The sequence below is a fragment of the Novosphingobium nitrogenifigens DSM 19370 genome (assembly GCF_000192575.1).
Lineage (GTDB): Bacteria > Pseudomonadota > Alphaproteobacteria > Sphingomonadales > Sphingomonadaceae > Novosphingobium > Novosphingobium nitrogenifigens.
Map to the genome: position 1 here is coordinate 28,118 of NZ_GL876932.1, position 16,717 is coordinate 44,834.

15 protein-coding genes are annotated in these 16,717 nt (G+C 64.4%); 12 read left to right on the plus strand and 3 right to left on the minus strand.

The genetic code is table 11. From position 1 onward, the window contains the following. Positions 1-7 precede the first annotated feature (7 nt). Positions 8-316: an alkylphosphonate utilization protein gene (locus tag Y88_RS09655; protein ID WP_026167004.1), complete on the minus strand. Its 309-nt coding sequence runs from the start codon at positions 314-316 to the stop codon at positions 8-10. A 546-nt stretch (positions 317-862) separates the two neighbouring features. On the opposite strand from Y88_RS09655, the gene Y88_RS09660 reads away from it, so the two are divergent. The 12 genes from Y88_RS09660 to Y88_RS09715 all read left to right on the plus strand — a co-directional run bounded on the left by Y88_RS09660 (position 863) and on the right by Y88_RS09715 (position 13,258). Then, positions 863-1,174 carry an STAS domain-containing protein gene (locus tag Y88_RS09660; RefSeq protein ID WP_008068753.1) on the plus strand — a complete coding sequence of 104 codons (312 nt, stop codon included), beginning with the start codon at positions 863-865 and terminating at the stop codon, positions 1,172-1,174. After that, entirely contained in the window at positions 1,171-1,539 is a 369-nt protein-coding gene (locus tag Y88_RS09665) for a response regulator (RefSeq protein WP_008068752.1), read from the plus strand. The genes Y88_RS09660 and Y88_RS09665 overlap by 4 nt, the downstream gene beginning before the upstream one ends. Beyond that, positions 1,536-3,524, plus strand: coding sequence for a chemotaxis protein CheA (locus Y88_RS09670; RefSeq protein ID WP_008068751.1), 1,989 nt, complete (start codon positions 1,536-1,538; stop codon positions 3,522-3,524). The genes Y88_RS09665 and Y88_RS09670 overlap by 4 nt, the downstream gene beginning before the upstream one ends. Then, positions 3,521-3,985 (plus strand): chemotaxis protein CheW, encoded by a 465-nt coding sequence (locus Y88_RS09675; protein ID WP_008068750.1) that lies wholly within the window; start codon positions 3,521-3,523, stop codon positions 3,983-3,985. The genes Y88_RS09670 and Y88_RS09675 overlap by 4 nt, the downstream gene beginning before the upstream one ends. Before the next feature lie 43 nt (positions 3,986-4,028). Continuing rightward, positions 4,029-5,834: a methyl-accepting chemotaxis protein gene (locus Y88_RS09680; RefSeq protein WP_008068749.1), complete on the plus strand. Its 1,806-nt coding sequence runs from the start codon at positions 4,029-4,031 to the stop codon at positions 5,832-5,834. Continuing rightward, on the plus strand, positions 5,831-6,325 hold the full coding sequence (locus Y88_RS09685) for a chemotaxis protein CheW (protein ID WP_008068726.1): 495 nt from the start codon (positions 5,831-5,833) through the stop codon (positions 6,323-6,325). Before Y88_RS09680 ends, Y88_RS09685 begins: the two co-directional genes overlap by 4 nt. Before the next feature lie 71 nt (positions 6,326-6,396). Beyond that, positions 6,397-7,206 carry a CheR family methyltransferase gene (locus Y88_RS09690; RefSeq protein WP_008068724.1) on the plus strand — a complete coding sequence of 270 codons (810 nt, stop codon included), beginning with the start codon at positions 6,397-6,399 and terminating at the stop codon, positions 7,204-7,206. Between the two features lie 4 nt (positions 7,207-7,210). Then, positions 7,211-8,284 (plus strand): protein-glutamate methylesterase/protein-glutamine glutaminase, encoded by a 1,074-nt coding sequence (locus tag Y88_RS09695; RefSeq protein ID WP_008068722.1) that lies wholly within the window; start codon positions 7,211-7,213, stop codon positions 8,282-8,284. Positions 8,285-8,300: 16 nt separating this feature from the next. Beyond that, on the plus strand, positions 8,301-10,064 hold the full coding sequence (locus tag Y88_RS09700) for a methyl-accepting chemotaxis domain-containing protein (protein WP_008068721.1): 1,764 nt from the start codon (positions 8,301-8,303) through the stop codon (positions 10,062-10,064). 20 nt (positions 10,065-10,084) lie between these two features. Further along, on the plus strand, positions 10,085-12,187 hold the full coding sequence (locus Y88_RS09705; protein WP_008068719.1) for a bifunctional diguanylate cyclase/phosphodiesterase: 2,103 nt from the start codon (positions 10,085-10,087) through the stop codon (positions 12,185-12,187). Positions 12,188-12,276: 89 nt separating this feature from the next. Further along, complete coding sequence (locus Y88_RS09710) at positions 12,277-12,513, plus strand: hypothetical protein (protein WP_008068713.1); 237 nt, start codon at positions 12,277-12,279, stop codon at positions 12,511-12,513. A gap of 139 nt (positions 12,514-12,652) precedes the next feature. Next, entirely contained in the window at positions 12,653-13,258 is a 606-nt protein-coding gene (locus tag Y88_RS09715) for a hypothetical protein (RefSeq protein WP_008068707.1), read from the plus strand. A gap of 9 nt (positions 13,259-13,267) precedes the next feature. Here Y88_RS09715 and Y88_RS09720 read toward each other — a convergent pair whose 3' ends face one another. Next, positions 13,268-15,667 (minus strand): TonB-dependent receptor domain-containing protein, encoded by a 2,400-nt coding sequence (locus Y88_RS09720; RefSeq protein WP_008068705.1) that lies wholly within the window; start codon positions 15,665-15,667, stop codon positions 13,268-13,270. A 31-nt stretch (positions 15,668-15,698) separates the two neighbouring features. Then, positions 15,699-16,682 (minus strand): FecR family protein, encoded by a 984-nt coding sequence (locus tag Y88_RS09725; RefSeq protein ID WP_232281002.1) that lies wholly within the window; start codon positions 16,680-16,682, stop codon positions 15,699-15,701. Positions 16,683-16,717 lie beyond the last annotated feature (35 nt).

Below are 16,717 nucleotides of genomic sequence, written 5' to 3' on the forward strand. Positions count from 1 at the left end.
CCTTGCCTCAATGCTTGCGGACGAATTCCGCGCGCAGGACGAGGCCCTTGATGCCTTCATAGCGGCAGTCGATTTCCTGCGGGTCGCCGGTCAGGCGGATCGACTTGATGACGGTGCCCTTGCGCAAGGTCTGCCCGGCGCCTTTGACTTTCAGATCCTTGATCGTGATCACGCTGTCGCCGTCGGCGAGCACGTTTCCGGCGGAATCACGCACTTCGACCGCATCGGCCGCAGCCGCACGCGCCGCCGCTTCGCCCGCGGGCAGCCATTCGCCGCTGGCTTCGTCGTAGACATATTCTTCGTTTATATCACTCATGTTCTCGCCCTGTGCCTGTCGTGTTCCGGGCCCCATAGGACAAACTCCGGAAAAATGCGAGTCCATGGGACTGTTTCACGACTACGCGAGGATTGATAATATTTGTTATGTTAAATCGCGAATTCGCCGGGAACTCGGACATCGCTTCCATGCCATGTCTATGACATTGCCGGAAAATCTTTTCGCGGGTCCATCGCAAAGATTGGGAAAACACCACCCCCGCCATGCGCGGCAGAGCGTAAGCGGGGCGTTGCGGGATTCACTTTCGATTTACCGGTCGGGTTTTTGGGGCCCAGCCATCCAGGCTTTTCGGATCAGGTGAAAAGTCAACGAAATTGGCGAGTCTGCGGCGATCAGCGTGGTGAACGGCATCGGTTAAGATCGTTGAAACAGGCGATATTTCATCATTGAATCAATCTGGTGATCGGCCCCGTTCCCTTTGCGGCGGTGCATTGCGATGCGCGGAAAACACGTAAAATCCCCGCAGCAAATTATCAGCCGGGATTGTGCGATGCGGCATCATAACAATTCACCAGGTCGGCCCGCATGTCCATTTCCGTATCCTTTGGCGATCGCGTTTCGCTGCAAACCATCACCCCTCTCTGGCAGTCGTTTTGCGACGCCTTTGCCCGCGATGACGACGAGATCGTCATAGACGCATCCGAGTTCGTCGACGGGGATTTCAGCGCGATCCAGCTGCTTGTTGCCGCCCGCGCACAGGCCCGGCGCATGGAGCGCCCGATCCGTCTCGCCCATCCGGCCAATCCGGCGCTGGCCGCCCTGCTCGGCCGCGCCGGGTTCGCCCCTTCGTCCCCCGAAGACGTCGATTTCTGGTTTCATGGAGTACTTCCCGCATGAGCGCCTCGATCCTCACCGTCGATGATTCCCCCAGCCTGCGCATGGCCGTTCGCATCGCGCTGACCGGTGCGGGCTATGCCGTGACCGAGGCGGGCGACGGCACCGAAGGGCTGGCCAAGGCGGGCGCCGAGCGCTTCGACCTTATCATCACCGACCTCAACATGCCGCGCATGGACGGGCTGACAATGATCCGCGAACTGCGCAAGTCGCCGACCAACACCGGCGTCCCGATCATCTTCCTCACCACCGAAAGCGAGGACGGGCTCAAGGCGCAGGCCAAGGCCGCCGGGGCGACCGGATGGCTGGTGAAGCCCTTCAATGCCGACCAGCTGGTAAAGATCGCGCGCAAGGTGCTGGGCCGTTGAGCGGGAACGATCCCGTCGCCGCTTTCCGGGTAGAAGCGGCCGACTTGCTCGAACAGGTCGAACAGGCCCTGCTCGACCTGTCGAGCGATCCGGGCAATCGCCCGCTCGTCGACGAAGTCTTTCGCGGGCTGCACACGCTCAAGGGCTCGGGCGCCATGTTCGGTTTCGACGCTCTGGCCGGGTTCACCCATCATTGCGAAACCGCGTTTGACCGCGTGCGCAAGGGCAAGGCGACAGCGACGCGACGCCTGATCGAAGTGATCCTGTCGGCCCGCGATCACATGCAGGCATTGATCGATGCGGGCAGCGATGCCGATGCAGCATTGATCGATGCCGGAACCGGCATTCTTGCCGATCTGGAACAGGCCGTGAGCGAAGGCGAAGGCACACCCGCTGTCGCGCCTTCGCCCGGCAAGGGCTGGCGCCTGACGTTCAAGCTGCCTCCCGGCGCCATGGCCAACGGCACCAATCCCCTGCCCCTGCTCGACGAACTGCGCGATCTGGGTCAGTGCACGATCACGGCCCGTCTCGACGACATGCCCACGCTCGACGAACTGGTCCCGACCGAATGCTACGTCTTCTGGGACGTGGAACTGATCGGGGATGTCGGGCGCGAAGACATCGAGGATGTCTTCATCTTCGTCATCGACGACATGGAACTCGCGATCGCACCGCTCGATACGCCCGACGAAGCAGCGCCGGTGGAGGACGATGTCGAGGATATGCCCGAGCCTGCCGCCGCCGCATCGGCGGGGCGCGCGGCCAAGTCCGCGCCCGGTCAGGAAAGCGTGCGCGTTCAGGCCGAACGGCTTGACGAATTGATGAACCGCGTGGGCGAACTGGTCATCGCGCAAAGCCGCCTCGACCAGCTTTCCGCCGGAAAGGGCGTGGTCGACGCGGGAACCCTGCGCGCGGTATCCGAGGACATTCAGCGCCTTTCGGCCGAATTGCGCGACACCACCATGGCGCTGCGGATGATGCCGGTGTCGAACCTTTTCGCGCGGTTCCGTCGTCTGATCCACGATCTTGCCCACGAAACCGGCAAGACGATCGAACTCGTGACCGAGGGCGAAGCGACCGAAGTCGACAAGACCGTGATCGAGCGGCTGGCCGACCCGATGATCCACATTATCCGCAACAGTTGCGACCATGGCCTTGAAACCGGGGACGATCGCGTGCTGGCGGGAAAATCGGCGGCGGGACGCATCACCCTGTCGGCGCGACAGGCGGGCGGCGAAGTGTTGATCGCGATCACCGACGACGGGCGCGGGATCAACCGCGCGCGTGTCCGGGCCAAGGCCGAAGCGCAAGGCCTGATCGAGCCGGGCCAAACGGTCAGCGACAACGATCTGCTTCACACGATCTTTGCGCCCGGTTTCTCGACGGCGGCGGCGATCACCAACCTGTCGGGGCGAGGCGTCGGCATGGACGTCGTCAAGCGCAGCATCGAAAGCCTGCGCGGGACGATCGACATCGACAGTGTCGAAGGCTCGGGCACGACGATGACGCTCCATCTGCCGCTAACCCTGGCAATCATCGAATGCATGCTCGTGCGCGTGGGCGACGGTCGCTATGCGATCCCGCTTTCGGCGGTCGAGGAATGCCTCGAACTGCCCGCGTCCGAAGTTCCGGCAACAGCGCGGCGCAATTTCCTCGACGTGCGCGGCGAACTGGTTCCCTATCTGCGCCTGCGCGACAGCTTTGCCAGCACCCATCCGCCCGACCTGTTCCAGAAAGTCGTGATCGTGGGACAGGGACGCGGCCGGGTCGGACTCGTCGTCGACCAGATCATCGGCAATACCCAGACCGTCATCAAGTCGCTGTCGCGCTTCCACGCCGGGCTCGGCTCGTTTTCGGGCGCGACCATTCTGGGCGACGGCACGGTTGCGCTGATCCTCGACATCGCCAGCCTGATCGCCGGGGCGCAGAAATCCCAACGGTCGCTGAGCGGACGTCACCATGACCATGCGGGAGAAGCGGCATGATCCTGCCCGAACGCGTGCTCACCTTCACGCTCGGCGGCGAAGGCTTTGCCATCGATGCCCAGTGCGTGCGCGAAATCCTCGAAGTCCCGGCGATCACACGCGTGCCGGGCGCCCCGCCCTTTGCCGACGGCCTCGTCAACGTGCGCGGCGCGATCGTTCCGCTTGCCGATCTGAGCGTTGCGTTCGACCTCGAACGCACATGCCCCGATCACGAGGATACGCGCGTCATCGTCATCGAGACTCTTGTCGCCGACGAGCCCGCAACGATCGGGATCCTTGCCGAAAAGGTCAACAATGTCATCGCGATGGACGGCGTCACGGTCGAGGCCGCCCCACCCGTCGGGATGAAATGGCGCAGCGATTTCATCACCGGGATCGCCCGCCGCGACGGCCGTTTCGTGATCCTGCCCGATCTCGCGCGGATTCTTGCCGAACATCTTGCCCAGTCCGCTCACGCGTGACCGGTCCCATCCCTTTCACACATCTGCCCGGAGGGCGTCCCTCATGAAAGCAACCATCAAGGCAAAACTTGCCGCGACATTCGTCCTTCTCGTGGCCCTGCTCGTCGTCGTCGTCGGCCTCAGCCTCGCACGGCTGAGCACGCTCAACCAGGCGATCACCGATGTCATCGCGGGTCCAGCCAAGCGCCAGGAACTGGCCCTCTCTCTCGACGGCAAGATCAACTACGCCCTGCGCCAGGAAAAGAACATGGCGCTGGCAGGCGATGTCGATACGGCCCGGAAATTCGATGCTGAACTGCTCAAGACGCGCAGCGAGGCCCAGACGCTGATTGCGGCAGGCGTATCCCATGCCTCGCCCGAAGGCGCGCCCATCTGGAGCAAGATCCAGGCCAGGTGGGCCGAGCTTCTGCCTGTCGAGGATGAGATCCGCTCGCTGAGCCTTGACGGCAAGAAGACGCAGGCCGGCGAACTGTCGATGACCCGCGCGCGGGACGCGGCCAATGCCATGAGCGAGCAAATCGCCCAGCTCGTCGACATTGCGCAAAAGGACATGACCAAGGCAGATGCTGACACCAGCGCTCTCTATGATGAAGCGCGCACCACGCTGATCATCACCGCCCTCATCGCCATTGCCATCGCGGTTTCGGGCGGCGTGTGGATCTCGCTCACCATTTCCCGCGGCCTTACCAAAGTGCGCGTCGCCGTTGATGCCGTGGCGATCGGCGATCTCGATCAGGAAATCGTCATCAACAGCAACGACGAAATCCGCGAACTGGTCGACACCGTCAACCGCATGACCGCGAACCAGCGCAAGACCGCCGATCTCGCTGACCGCATCGCTGGGGGTGACTTGACCGTCAATCACACCGCGCTGTCCGACAAGGACCGCCTCGGTCACGCGCTGATCGCGATGATCGAACGCCTGCGCAGCGTGGTCGGCGATGCTCTGGTCGCTGCGGGCAATGTCTCGGCCAGTGCCCAGCAGATGGCCGCCGGATCGGAAACCCTGTCGCAGGGCGCAACCGAACAGGCTTCGGCCACCGAGGAAGCGTCGAGCTCGATCGAGGAAATGGCGGGCAATATCAAGCAGAACGCCGACAACGCTGCCCAGACCGAAAAGATCGCGCGCCAGTCGGCCAAGGATGCCGACGTCAGCGGCAGTGCCGTGCGCAAGGCGGTCGACGCCATGCAGGTGATCGCGACCAAGATCTCGATCGTGCAGGAAATCGCGCGCCAGACCGACCTTCTCGCGCTCAACGCGGCGGTCGAGGCGGCCCGTGCGGGTGAACATGGCCGCGGCTTTGCCGTCGTCGCCAGCGAAGTGCGCAAACTTGCCGAACGCAGCCAGGAAGCCGCGACCGAAATCAGCTCGCTGTCGACCGACACGGTCAAGGCCGCTGCCGAAGCCGGCGAAATGCTGACGCGCCTTGTCCCCGACATTCGCCGCACCGCCGAACTGGTCTCCGAAATCAGTGCGGCCTGTCGCGAACAGGACATCGGCGCGGCCCAGATCAACACCGCGATCCAGCAGCTCGACAAGGTGACCCAGCAGAACGCGGGCGCGTCCGAGGAAATCTCGGCAACGGCCGAGGAACTGGCGTCGCAGGCCGAAGAACTGCAGGCGAGCGTCGCCTTCTTCCGCACCGACGAGCATGGCGGCCATGCCGCACCCCGTCGCGCGCCGGTCGCACGCCCGGTCGCGGCAGCCCCCCGTCGCGCACCCGCCGTCGCCCGGACCGTGCGCCCCGGCTCGATCGCGGATCAGCAGGCCCGCGTACAGGGTTTCGCGCTCGACATGACCCAGGGCGGCGCGGACGCCGAAGACCTCGATTTCGAGCAGGTCGCGTGACCGGCGCCGATCCGATCCAGGCCGTGACCTTCGGCATCGGATCCGAAGTCTTTGCGGTCCCGGTCGCCATCGTGCGCGAGATCCTCGACTATCAGGAACCATTCCGGCTGCCCAATGCACCGGAACACTTCCTGGGACTGATCGATGTGCGCGGCGTCGGCGTCCCGACGATCGACCTGCGCCTGCGCCTTGGCCTTCCCGCCAAGGCGCCGACGCCCCTCACCCGCATCCTGATCGCCGAATTGCCGCAAGGCGAAGGCCGCGAACCCCTGCTGCTCGGGCTCATCATCGATCGCGCCCTGGTGGTCAGTGCCTTTGCCCGCAGCGATCTCGAAACCGCACCCGACATCGGGGTGCGCTGGCGATCGGATTATATCACCGGTGTCATCCGACAGGACGGGGGCTTTGTCGTGATGATCGACATCGCCCGCGTGCTGACGAGCGAGGACACTGCACTTGTCGCTGCCGCCCCTCGCGGGCAGGCTGCCTGAGGAACCGCGCCTTGGCCCTTTCCGCCCCCGCCCTGAACCGTACGCCGTCTCCGTCAGGAGCGAGCATCAGCATGCGGCAATTCCGCCGGATCGCCGAATTCATCGAAGGGCACACCGGGATCAGGATGCCCGAAACGAAAGTGCATCTGATCGAAAGCCGCTTGGTCAAGCGGATCAGGGCGGCGGGTTTCTCCAGCATCGACGCTTATTGCGACCATATTCTCTCGATCGGCGTCGATGACGAGGATGTCACGGCCTTCATCAACGCGGTGACCACCAACAAGACGGATTTCTTTCGGGAATCCTCGCATTTCGATTACCTTGCGCGCGCGATCCTGCCTGCCTTGCGCGCGGAGGGCCGATCGCTTGTCCGATGCTGGAGCGCGGCGGCCTCAACCGGCATGGAGGCCTATACCCTGGCCATGGTCCTCGCCGATTTCATGGACGGGACCGACGGCCAGGATTTCTCGATCCTTGCGACCGATATCGACACTGCCGTTCTGCAAGAGGCATGGCGCGGCATCTATTCGCTCGCCGCGCTCAAGCCGGTGCCCCCGGCGCTGCGGGCACGCTATGTCGCCTCTGCCCGCGACCGCAGCCGCAAGGAAGCGCGGATCGTTCCGGCCCTGCGCCGGAAAGTCACCTTCGCCCGGCTCAACCTGATGGACAGCCATTATCCGGTCGGCGATCCGATGGATGTCATCTTTTGCCGCAACGTCCTCATTTATTTTGAAAAAGAGACGCAAGCCGGTGTCATTGCCCGCCTTTGCGACAATCTGCGCCCGGGCGGGCACCTTATCCTCGGGCATTCGGAATCGATCAGCGGTCTCAATGTGCCGCTCGTTCCCGTGTCCAACACCGTATTCAGAAAGAAGGGCTGACCGCATGGGCCGCAAGATCCGCGTCCTGGTCGTGGACGATTCCGCCAGCGTTCGGCAAACGATGACTGCAATCCTGTCCGCCGATCCCGAGATCGAGGTGATCGCGGCGGCCAGCGATCCTTTCGCCGCCGCCCGCTACATCAAGGACGAGCTGCCCGATGTCGTCACGCTCGACGTCGAAATGCCGCGCATGGACGGAATCACCTTTCTGCGCAAACTGATGAGCCAGTGCCCGGTGCCGGTGGTCATGTGTTCCTCGCTCACCGAAGAGGGATCGGAAACCCTGCTTCAGGCGCTGGAGGCGGGCGCGGTCGACGTGATCCTGAAACCGCGCGCGGGTGTCGCCGATTTTCTCGCCGAACAGAACCAGCGCATCCGCGACGTGGTCAAGGGCGCGGCCCATGCCAAAGTCTCGCGCCGTGCCGACCGCGCGCCGCTGCGTCCCGAAGGCAAGCTGACCGCCGATGCCATGCTGCCCCCGCCCATTGCCCGCGCGATGAGCCGGACGACCGAGATGGTCGTGTGCATCGGCGCCTCGACCGGCGGGACCGAAGCCTTGCGCGAAGTGCTCGAAGCCCTGCCCGCCAATGCGCCGGGCATCGTCGTCGTCCAGCACATGCCCGAACAATTCACCCGCTCGTTCGCCGCACGGCTCAACGCCCGTTGCGAAGTGGACGTGAAAGAGGCCGAGGACGGCGATACCGTCATGCGCGGTCATGTCCTGATCGCGCCGGGCGGACGCCACACCCTGCTCGCGCGGCAGGGCGCCCGCTATGTCGTTTCGGTGCGCGAAGGGCCGCTGGTCTCGCGCCATCGCCCTTCGGTCAACGTGCTGTTCCGCTCTGCCGCCCAATGGGCCGGGGCCAATGCGGTCGGCGTGATCATGACCGGAATGGGCGACGACGGCGCACAAGGTCTGCTCGAAATGCGGCAGGCAGGCGCACGAACCATTGCACAGAACGAAGCCACCTCGGTCGTCTTCGGCATGCCCAGGGAAGCCATCGCGCTGGGTGCTGCCGAGCGGATCGTCCCTCTCGGCGCGATTGCGCGCGAGATGATCCAGGCAGGCATGCGATAAGGGGAGAAGACATCTGATGCGGCACGAAACCTTTCCCGACACGACCCATTTCATCCCGCCATCGGCGCTGGGCGAAGGCGTAACCGCGCAGGCGCGCGCAGGCCTTGCGGGCATTGTCGAACGGCTCGATTCCCACTTCATGCCCGCCGGGCTTACGCTGGCGCGGCTGGTCGAAACGATGGGCGCGGTTCTGGGCGGTCTCGACGCGGTGACCCGCGCTTTCGGCCACGGGGCCGAAGGCACCGATGCGGCGGACAACCTGCTTTCCGCCGCCCGCCGCCTGTCCGAAGCGCCCGACCGGCAGGCCGGACGCGCGGTCCAGATCGCGGCCATGCTCGACATCACCCGCAAATTGTCGGCAACCAGCAGTGAAATCGGCCGTGTCCTGACCGTTTTGCAGTTCTATGCCGTCAATCTGAAGATCGCGGCAGCAGGCGCCGACGAATTCATCGAATTTGCCGGAGACATGAGCGTCAAGCTCGCGACCGGGGGCAAGGAAGTCGATCTCTTCAAGCGCGAAGTCGCGACCATGCTCGCCAGCCTCAGCGAGATGCGATCGGTCGACGAAGTGCTCGCCCGCGAATGTGCGCGGGTCGTCCCCGCCGTCCCCGACCGGCTCGCGGTCGAAGTCGGCCAGCTTCGCAAACGGCAGAAAAACCTGACCGATGTATCCCGCAACGCGCGCGAGATCGTCCTGCGCCTGCAAGGCGGCGTCGGCCGGGCTCTGGGCGCGATCCAGATCGGCGACATTGCCCGGCAAAGGCTTGAGCATGTGCTCGACGCATGCCGGGTCTTCGACGAAGTCATGGCCCATCCCGAAACGCGTGATCCGGCCGGGACGCGCGGCCACATGCTCCATCTCTTTGCCGCCCAGCTCGACGACCTGACCCATGAATTCAGCGACCAGACCGGCGAACTGCTGAGCGCGCTCGACGTGCTCGCTCCCGATTGCGACACCTTGCTCGATCAGGGCGGGCGCCACGGAACCGTGCAGGACAGCGGCCTGTTTCTGCGCGATCTCGACGAATGCATTACCGGCGCACACGGGATGACGCGCCAATTGCACCGCGCCGACGAAAAGGCAGCCGAAATCGCCGATGTCGTCCTGCGCATGGCCGCCACTTTGCGCGAGCGGGTGCAGGTGATCGAGGAACTGCGCTTCGAAGTCGATTACATGGCGATCAACGTCAACATTCGCGCCCGGCGCGATGCCGCGATCGGCAAACCGGTCGCGGTCATTTCCGACGAGATCCGCGTCTGTTCGCAACAATTGGCCGATCTGACACTGGCGATTTCGGAAGTCGCCGACGAACTGGGTCAGGTCAGCCAGGGCTTTGAAGCCCAGCGCGCAGGCGCCGACGAACCCGATGTCGACGAAACGCTCTCGGCCGCGCTCTCGATCATCCGCGACGGCTCTCGCCAGGCTGAAACGGCCATGTCCGGACTCGATACCAGCGCGCAGGACATTGTCGCGATGATCCACGGCGCGGTCGACGAACTCTCGATTTGCGGCACTCTGACCCGCAATTTGCAGAGCCTGACCCGCACCTTCACCGACATGGCCGATGCAGGCGAACCGATGATCGAGGATTGCATCGACCATCCCGTCGTCGCGATGATGGATACCATGGGGCGCAGCTATACCATGGCCAGCGAACGCGTGGTTCACGACCGGTTCCTGCTGCCGGGCATGGAACCGCTGTGCAAGGCCCCGGCGGCGTCTGCTTTCGATGCGGGAAGCGACGAGGACGACGACGATTTCGGAGACGTGTTCCTGTGAAGGCCGTTGATGCGTCCGGAATGGCATGCGGTTCGGCGCAAAGCGCGCCGGGCGATGCGACGCGGCCTGCCCGCGCGGGCGCTGTTTCCCCGACGGATGCGGGACTTTCCGAACGGTTGCGTCCGGCCGGGCTGGCGGTGCTGTGCATCGGCCCGGACGGCTGCATCACCTATGCAAACGACAGTTTCCTGCGTTGTACCGGGCACAGCTTTCCCGACATCAGCGGGCGGCACTATTCCTGCGTCGTCGATGTGCCCGTGCTCGAAGACATGGACTTCCTGCGTCCCGATGCGGCGACCGCCAACGCAGGTGCGGGCGACGGCGAACGCGCCGGGCCCATTCCGCTGATCCGCAAGGACAAGGAGACGTTCTGGTCCTACGGCACCTTGCAGCCGATGACCGGAGAGGGGCAGGACGGCACCTGCCTTGCCTGCCACGCGTTCGACGGACCGGGCCGAATGCTGTTCGAACAGGCGGCGATGATCCGGGGGATCGACCGCCATTTCCTGATCGCGGAATATGCGATCGACGGCGCCCTCATGGCCGCCAATGCGCGGTTCCTCGAAGCCTTTCACTATCGCGCCGAGGACGTGATCGGACAGGATCACGCCATTTTCCTGAGCGAGGCTTATGCGGTCACATCCGAATATGCCAATTTCTGGAAATCCTTTCGCCTGGGCGCGAGCCACAGCATCCACGATGTGCGGTTCGGTCGGCATCGCCGCGAAGTGTGGATCGACGCGGTCTATTTCACTGTCGCCGACAGCCGGGGCACCCCGGTCAAAGTGGTCCAGATCGGCCGGGATCTCACTCTGCAAAAACAGGCGGAGCAGGATCGCGCGCGGGAATTCGCGCGGGCGGAAAGCATCGATTGCCTGACCGGGCTCGAAAACCGCACCTCGTTCATGCGCTCGGTGCAGAAATACTTCAATCCGGTCACCAATTGCACCCCGTTCTCCGGGCTGCTCGCGGTCATCGACATCAACCGCTTTTCCGCGATCAACACCGCCTACGGCAACGAAGCGGGCGACGCGATCCTGTGGGTCGTCGCCAAACGGCTGAAGTCGGCCTTGCGCAGCCATGACATATCCTCGCGGATCGACAGCGACATGTTCGGCGTCTTCATCGAAAGCCTTCCCCCCGGCACCGACGGGCACAAGACGGTAATCGAACGCATCCTGCGCGAAATTTCGGCCCCCATCGAATTCGGCGACGAACAGATCGCACTGACCGCATCGGCGGGCGTGGTGACGGGCGATGGCTGGAAACTCGCGCGCGAGGCGGGCGAGGACGACATCCTTGCCTGCGCGCAGGCCGCGCTGAAAGCGGCCAAGACGCTCGACCTCAACGCCTATCGCCTGTTCGACATCGAATTCGCCCATGCGGCCAAGCGCCGGATGACGATCGGGCGCGATCTCGACAGCGCGATGCAGGCCGAAACCATCACCCTGCACTATCAGCCGGTGGTCTCGTTCACCGACAAGCGTCCGGTCGGCTACGAAGCGCTGGCGCGGTGGACCCACGACACCATGGGACCGATCGCGCCGCCCGAATTCATCTCGATCGCCGAAGAGACCGGCGCGATCCATTGTCTGGGCAAATACCTGTTCGACAAGGCGGTGAAGTTCGCGTCCACGCTCGACGACAACCTGTGGGTCGCCATCAACGTCTCGCCGATCCAGTTGCAGCGCAAGGAATTCTCGACCGGCGCCATGGACATCGTCCGACGCTACGGCATCCATCCCCACCGCATCGACATCGAGATCACCGAAAGCGCCTCGCTCGACATGTCGCGAACGGTTCAGGACAACCTGCGCAATTTGCGCGACTTCGGCTTCAGCATCTCGCTCGACGATTTCGGCACCGGGTTCTCGTCCTTGTCGCAACTGCTCAACTTGCGCGCCGACCGGATCAAGATCGACCAGAGCTTCACCCGGGGATGCCTGCAATCGCCCGAAAAAGTCGGCATCATCCGCTCGATCCTGGGTCTGAGCGCCGCGATGGGGATGCAAGTCGTCGCCGAAGGGATCGAGACCCCCGAGATCTCCGACCTGCTTCAGGACCTGGGCTGCGACTATGGACAGGGATACCTGTTCGGAAAACCGATGGATCTCGGCGGCTGATCCTCTGAAACCTCATGGTGGTTGACGAGCCGAGCCGTGTTGCCGCACTCGCGATGCGAACACGCTTTTAAGAACAGGAACGACACACCATGACCACGACGACGCAGGACCCGCGAGACCACTTTGCCCATTGCATCCAGGTGTTCGGCGGAGTGACCGCCGCGTCCCGCCGCCTCGACATCGACGAACGGGCCCTCCGGCGTTTCGTCAACGGTGAACGCCCGGTCAGCCAGAACCTGCTCGAGGATACCGCAAAGGCGCTTCGCCTCCTGATTGCCGAAGCCGAAGCTGCGGAAAAAGGGATCGCAAGCATTCTGGGTTCGTGACCGGACAAGCGTCCCGGCGACAGGCAGTGCCAGGCGTGACACTTTGCCCGAAGGCAAAGTGTCACAGATGACAAAAGCACTTCGCCGCCATTTCCGGGGATTCCCAAGAGTCACGATTTGTGCTTGTTTGCGGCTCGTTATGTTTCATTCGATCCGCCTCTCGTCCCAAGGAAATGCGTCCGGCATGGCCGCGCTGCTGGACGCGATTGCGCGGGCCAGCGCGCGGCCGCGCTATGCCTTCATGCTCTTGTGCCTGATCGCGGAAGTTGCCGACGGCAACGGGCAGGCAGGGCCCTTCGTGGCGCGCGGGAACACCTTGCTCACCTTGCGCGACTGGCTGAGCGAAGGTCTTCTGCCGATCGGGGCCCGCGATCCCCGGCGCAAGGCCTTGACCGAGCGTGTGCGCGACGATCTTGCGCGCAAGGGCAAATTGACCGCGAACCCTGATGAGGCGGATGCCTCGATCGCAATGGAAGCGCGCGACCGCATCCGTTCGTCGACCAAGACCAACCTCAGCCGCGCGGCATCCGAAATGGTCCGTGCAGGTCTCCTGCGCCGTCATTACGCGGGCTATTGCGTCGATCATCACAACCGCGGCGGCCATCGGCATGTTGTCTATGAACTGATCGGCGAAGCCCGCTGCCTACTCGGCCTTATCCCCGGACAGACGGACGTACGCGCGACCCACCCCGAAATGCCGAGCCCGCCGCCCGCATCACGGCAGGGCGAATTCGCGTTCCACTAGGCTGTAAACTCAGAACGCGAAATCGAAACCGAGGCGGAAGCTGCGGGGGCGAAGAGGCGTGATTTCGTCGTGCGTGCGCAGGAGAAAGGGCGAGCCCAGCGCGAAACGGTTGCCGCGAGCGTCCGAGAGATTGGTGATGCTGAGCGTCAGCGACCGGCTGGTATTGCCCACTTTGAAATCGAGGCCGGTGTCGATGTAGTTGCCCTGCAACTGGCCCAGAACCGACCCCACGCCCAGCGTCGATTTGCCGGTATAGCGCGCATAGGCCGAAACATCGAAGCGGTCGGTTGCGCCGATCGGCATCTCGTACTTTGCCCCGATCCGCCCGATCCAGTCGGCGACATTGGGCAACCGGCTGCGGTCGATCGCCGCGTCGAACAGGCTTGTCGCCAGATCCGACGGCTGAGTGATATGGCTTTCGTTGGCAAGGACCGAGCCTTCGAGCTGCAGGCCCGGCAGGGGCCGCCAATGCCCGGCGAGGCTGAACGACAGCACGCGTCCGTCGCCGATATTGGCGGTGGTCGGAAACCCGAAGCCGTCGATGAGGTCGGCCTGAATGTTCTGCCAGTTGCTCCACGACACGGTGAAGCTGCTGTCGAAAGTCCGGCCCGTCAGGCGCATGCCGCCTTCGACCGTGCGCACGCGGTCGCCCTGGAACCGTTCGATGTAATCCTGCCGGATGGCGATGCCGCCGGGCCGGAAACTTTCCTGGTACCGCGCGAAGAGCGAGACTTTGTCCCACGGGCGCCAAACCAGCGCCGCAGACGGCAGGCCGCGCATTTCGGTACGCGAGACCCCTGCCGTCGGATCGATGCGCAAGGCCTGATCCGTGGCGACGTCTTCGGACTGCCCGGCAAGGCGGGACCGGGTAAGCCGCCCGCCGAGCGTCAGCGTCAGCCGTTTCTGGAGATGCAGCGAATATTCGCCGTAGAGCGTTTCCTCGTCCACCCGGTTGCGCACGCCGCTCAGATAGGCGAGCGCGACAGGACCGCCCTCTACGCCGACCGCAGCCATGACATTGCTGGTGTCGGTGCCCCCCATCTGGCGGCGGATGCGGTCGTCGTTGTGCAGCACGTTGAACGCGATCAACCATCCGGTGCCGTCGCGGCGGGACTTGGCCAAGCGGACTTCCCCGGTGAACATGTGGATCCAGTCCTGCTGGGTGAAGGCCGTCTGATAGGCGCCCGACATCGGCGCGACCTGTGGATGGGCGGCGTCGGTCAGCGCCGCCCCGGCATAGCGTTCGAACACATGCTGGTTGGCATAGGAAAACGACGTGGTCAGTTCGAGCTCGTTCCACCGCTTGCCCACGACCAGTTCGCTCAGGAGGATGGCATTGGAAAAGGGTTGGGCAATCGCGGTCGCGCGGGTCAGACCATTGCCTTCCCGGTCCGCATACTGGCTGTCGTCGCCCCCGATCCGCTGGGACAGGGCCGAGACGTCGATGGTCCAGTCGTTGCCGGGCTTGTAGCGCAAGGCCGCCCGCCCGCCATAGGTACGCACGGTGTTGATGTCGCTCAGCTTGCGCAGGGTATCGTCGATATAGCCGCCATCGAGGCTGCCGAAACCGAGCACACGCAAGGCGAGCTTGTCCTTGACGATCGGCACGTTGACGATCGCGCCGCCATCCCCGCCCGGTTGCCCGTGCTGCACGAACGTGGTCCCGCCCCAGAGCTGGCCCCCGAATTGCCCGAGATCGGGGGCATTGGGAACGACGCGCACGACCCCGCCCATGGACCCGGCGCCGTAAAGCGTCCCCTGCGGCCCTTCGAGCACTTCGATGCGGGCAATGTCATAAAGACGCAGGCTGGGATCGGGCGCGCTGTAGGTGATGCGGCTGTTGCCCCAATACTGGCCGACCGTGGCCTGGGTGGGCCCGACGAAACTGGAATCGGCAATCCCGCGAATGAACAGCTTGTTGCGGCCGGGCCCGAGATGGGTGGACGAAACGCTCGAGAGCCGCACCTCGATCGCGTCAGTCCCCTTGGCGCCATCGGAAGTCGATACCGCATCCCCGACAATGACCTCGATCCCCCCCGGATAGAGATCGAGCGGCACCTTGCGTTTGGTGCCGGTGACGACCACCCCTTCCCCGGTAGTTTCCGGTACCAATGCACTGCGCGATCGCGGGGCAGAGGCCTGCACCGGGGGAGGCGACGACACGGCATCGACGACGAAGACGCCCGGCGCGACTTCGCGCGCCTGAAGCCCGGTATCGGCAAGCATCCGGGCCAAGGCCTGTGCCGGAGGATAATGCCCGGCGACGCCCCTTGTTGGACGGCCGGTCATCGCGGAATCGCGAAAGGCAATGCTGACACCCGTCTGCCGCGCGAGCGCACGCGCAGCCGGGCCTGCCGTCATCGCACCGACGGAGACCTCCACGCTGACTTCGCGCGCCAAAGCCGGCACGCTCCACAAACAGAGCGTGCCGAAGATGAGCCTACGAGCTCGAACCACGTGCTGGCTGCACCCTCCATACGCTGCCGTTGCGGACAATTGTGAGACCCACGATGGCCTGAAGCCGGGAAAGCACCGCGTCCGGTGTCCCCTTGATCGACAGCGTGCCGGAGAAATGGCGCGCGCCTACCTGCGGATCGACAACGATTACCACGCCAAGATCCCGGGAAAGATCGGCCACCACCTGGGACAAAGGCGCGTCATCATAGGTGAGCACATTGGCTTGCCACCCGCCGACCGCCGCCGGATCGGCCTTGGCCAGAACGGGAACCGCTTCGTCCCCGGCACGGGTGAGCCGGTCGCCCGCGCCGAGGCGGATTTCCCCGCCCCGCGCGTTGTAGAGCACCGCTCCTTCCGCCACCGCGACGTCAAGCACGCCCGCCTGCTGCTGAACGTCGAAAACGGTGCCGACATCGACGAGTCGGGTATTGCCGCTGGTCACGACGAACGGGTGATCGGCGTCATGATGGACGCGAAACAGGATTTCGCCGCCCTTCATCTCGATCTCGCGCGGTCGCGACGGGCTGAACCGGATGCGCGTGCCCCCGTTGAGCAGGATCTGCGACCCATCGGCGAGCGTGATCTCGTGCCGCTGGCCGGGCGCGGTTGCAAATTCGGTCATCGGTTCGGGGCGCAGCGCGAAATAGCCGCCCAACCCGGCCGCCAGCAGCAAGGATGCAGCCAAGGCGCCCATCCAGGGATAGTGCCGTCCGCCGAGCCCGACCACAGGCGCCTCTGCCCCCATGTCGTTGGCCGCAACCACGGGTGCGACCTCGGGACCTTCCTCAAGGAAAAGGCGTCTCGCCCAATCGTCGTCGTCGAGCGCCGCGTCATAGGCATCGAGATGCGCCGGATCGGCCTCGAGCCAGTCGGTGAGCGCATCCCAATCGGAAAAATCGGGGTCGGCCGCGCGAAGCGCCCAGCGGCGCCCTTCCTCGCGGATCATCTCTGTCGGTTGCCGGGTCATCGGCCCCGCCTTGCCATCATGGCGCCCTGCCTGTC

Bases quoted from the DNA above. Each gene is read 5' to 3' on its own strand.
- Y88_RS09700 (WP_008068721.1), top strand. From the start codon at position 8,301: ATGCGGCACGAAACCTTTCCCGACACGACCCATTTCATCCCGCCATCG.
- Y88_RS09680 (WP_008068749.1), top strand. From the start codon at position 4,029: ATGAAAGCAACCATCAAGGCAAAACTTGCCGCGACATTCGTCCTTCTC.
- Y88_RS09655 (WP_026167004.1), bottom strand. From the start codon at position 316: ATGAGTGATATAAACGAAGAATATGTCTACGACGAAGCCAGCGGCGAA.
- Y88_RS09665 (WP_008068752.1), top strand. From the start codon at position 1,171: ATGAGCGCCTCGATCCTCACCGTCGATGATTCCCCCAGCCTGCGCATG.
- Y88_RS09725 (WP_232281002.1), bottom strand. From the start codon at position 16,682: ATGACCCGGCAACCGACAGAGATGATCCGCGAGGAAGGGCGCCGCTGG.
- Y88_RS09715 (WP_008068707.1), top strand. From the start codon at position 12,653: ATGTTTCATTCGATCCGCCTCTCGTCCCAAGGAAATGCGTCCGGCATG.
- Y88_RS09660 (WP_008068753.1), top strand. From the start codon at position 863: ATGTCCATTTCCGTATCCTTTGGCGATCGCGTTTCGCTGCAAACCATC.
- Y88_RS09710 (WP_008068713.1), top strand. From the start codon at position 12,277: ATGACCACGACGACGCAGGACCCGCGAGACCACTTTGCCCATTGCATC.
- Y88_RS09675 (WP_008068750.1), top strand. From the start codon at position 3,521: ATGATCCTGCCCGAACGCGTGCTCACCTTCACGCTCGGCGGCGAAGGC.
- Y88_RS09705 (WP_008068719.1), top strand. From the start codon at position 10,085: ATGGCATGCGGTTCGGCGCAAAGCGCGCCGGGCGATGCGACGCGGCCT.
- Y88_RS09695 (WP_008068722.1), top strand. From the start codon at position 7,211: ATGGGCCGCAAGATCCGCGTCCTGGTCGTGGACGATTCCGCCAGCGTT.
- Y88_RS09690 (WP_008068724.1), top strand. From the start codon at position 6,397: ATGCGGCAATTCCGCCGGATCGCCGAATTCATCGAAGGGCACACCGGG.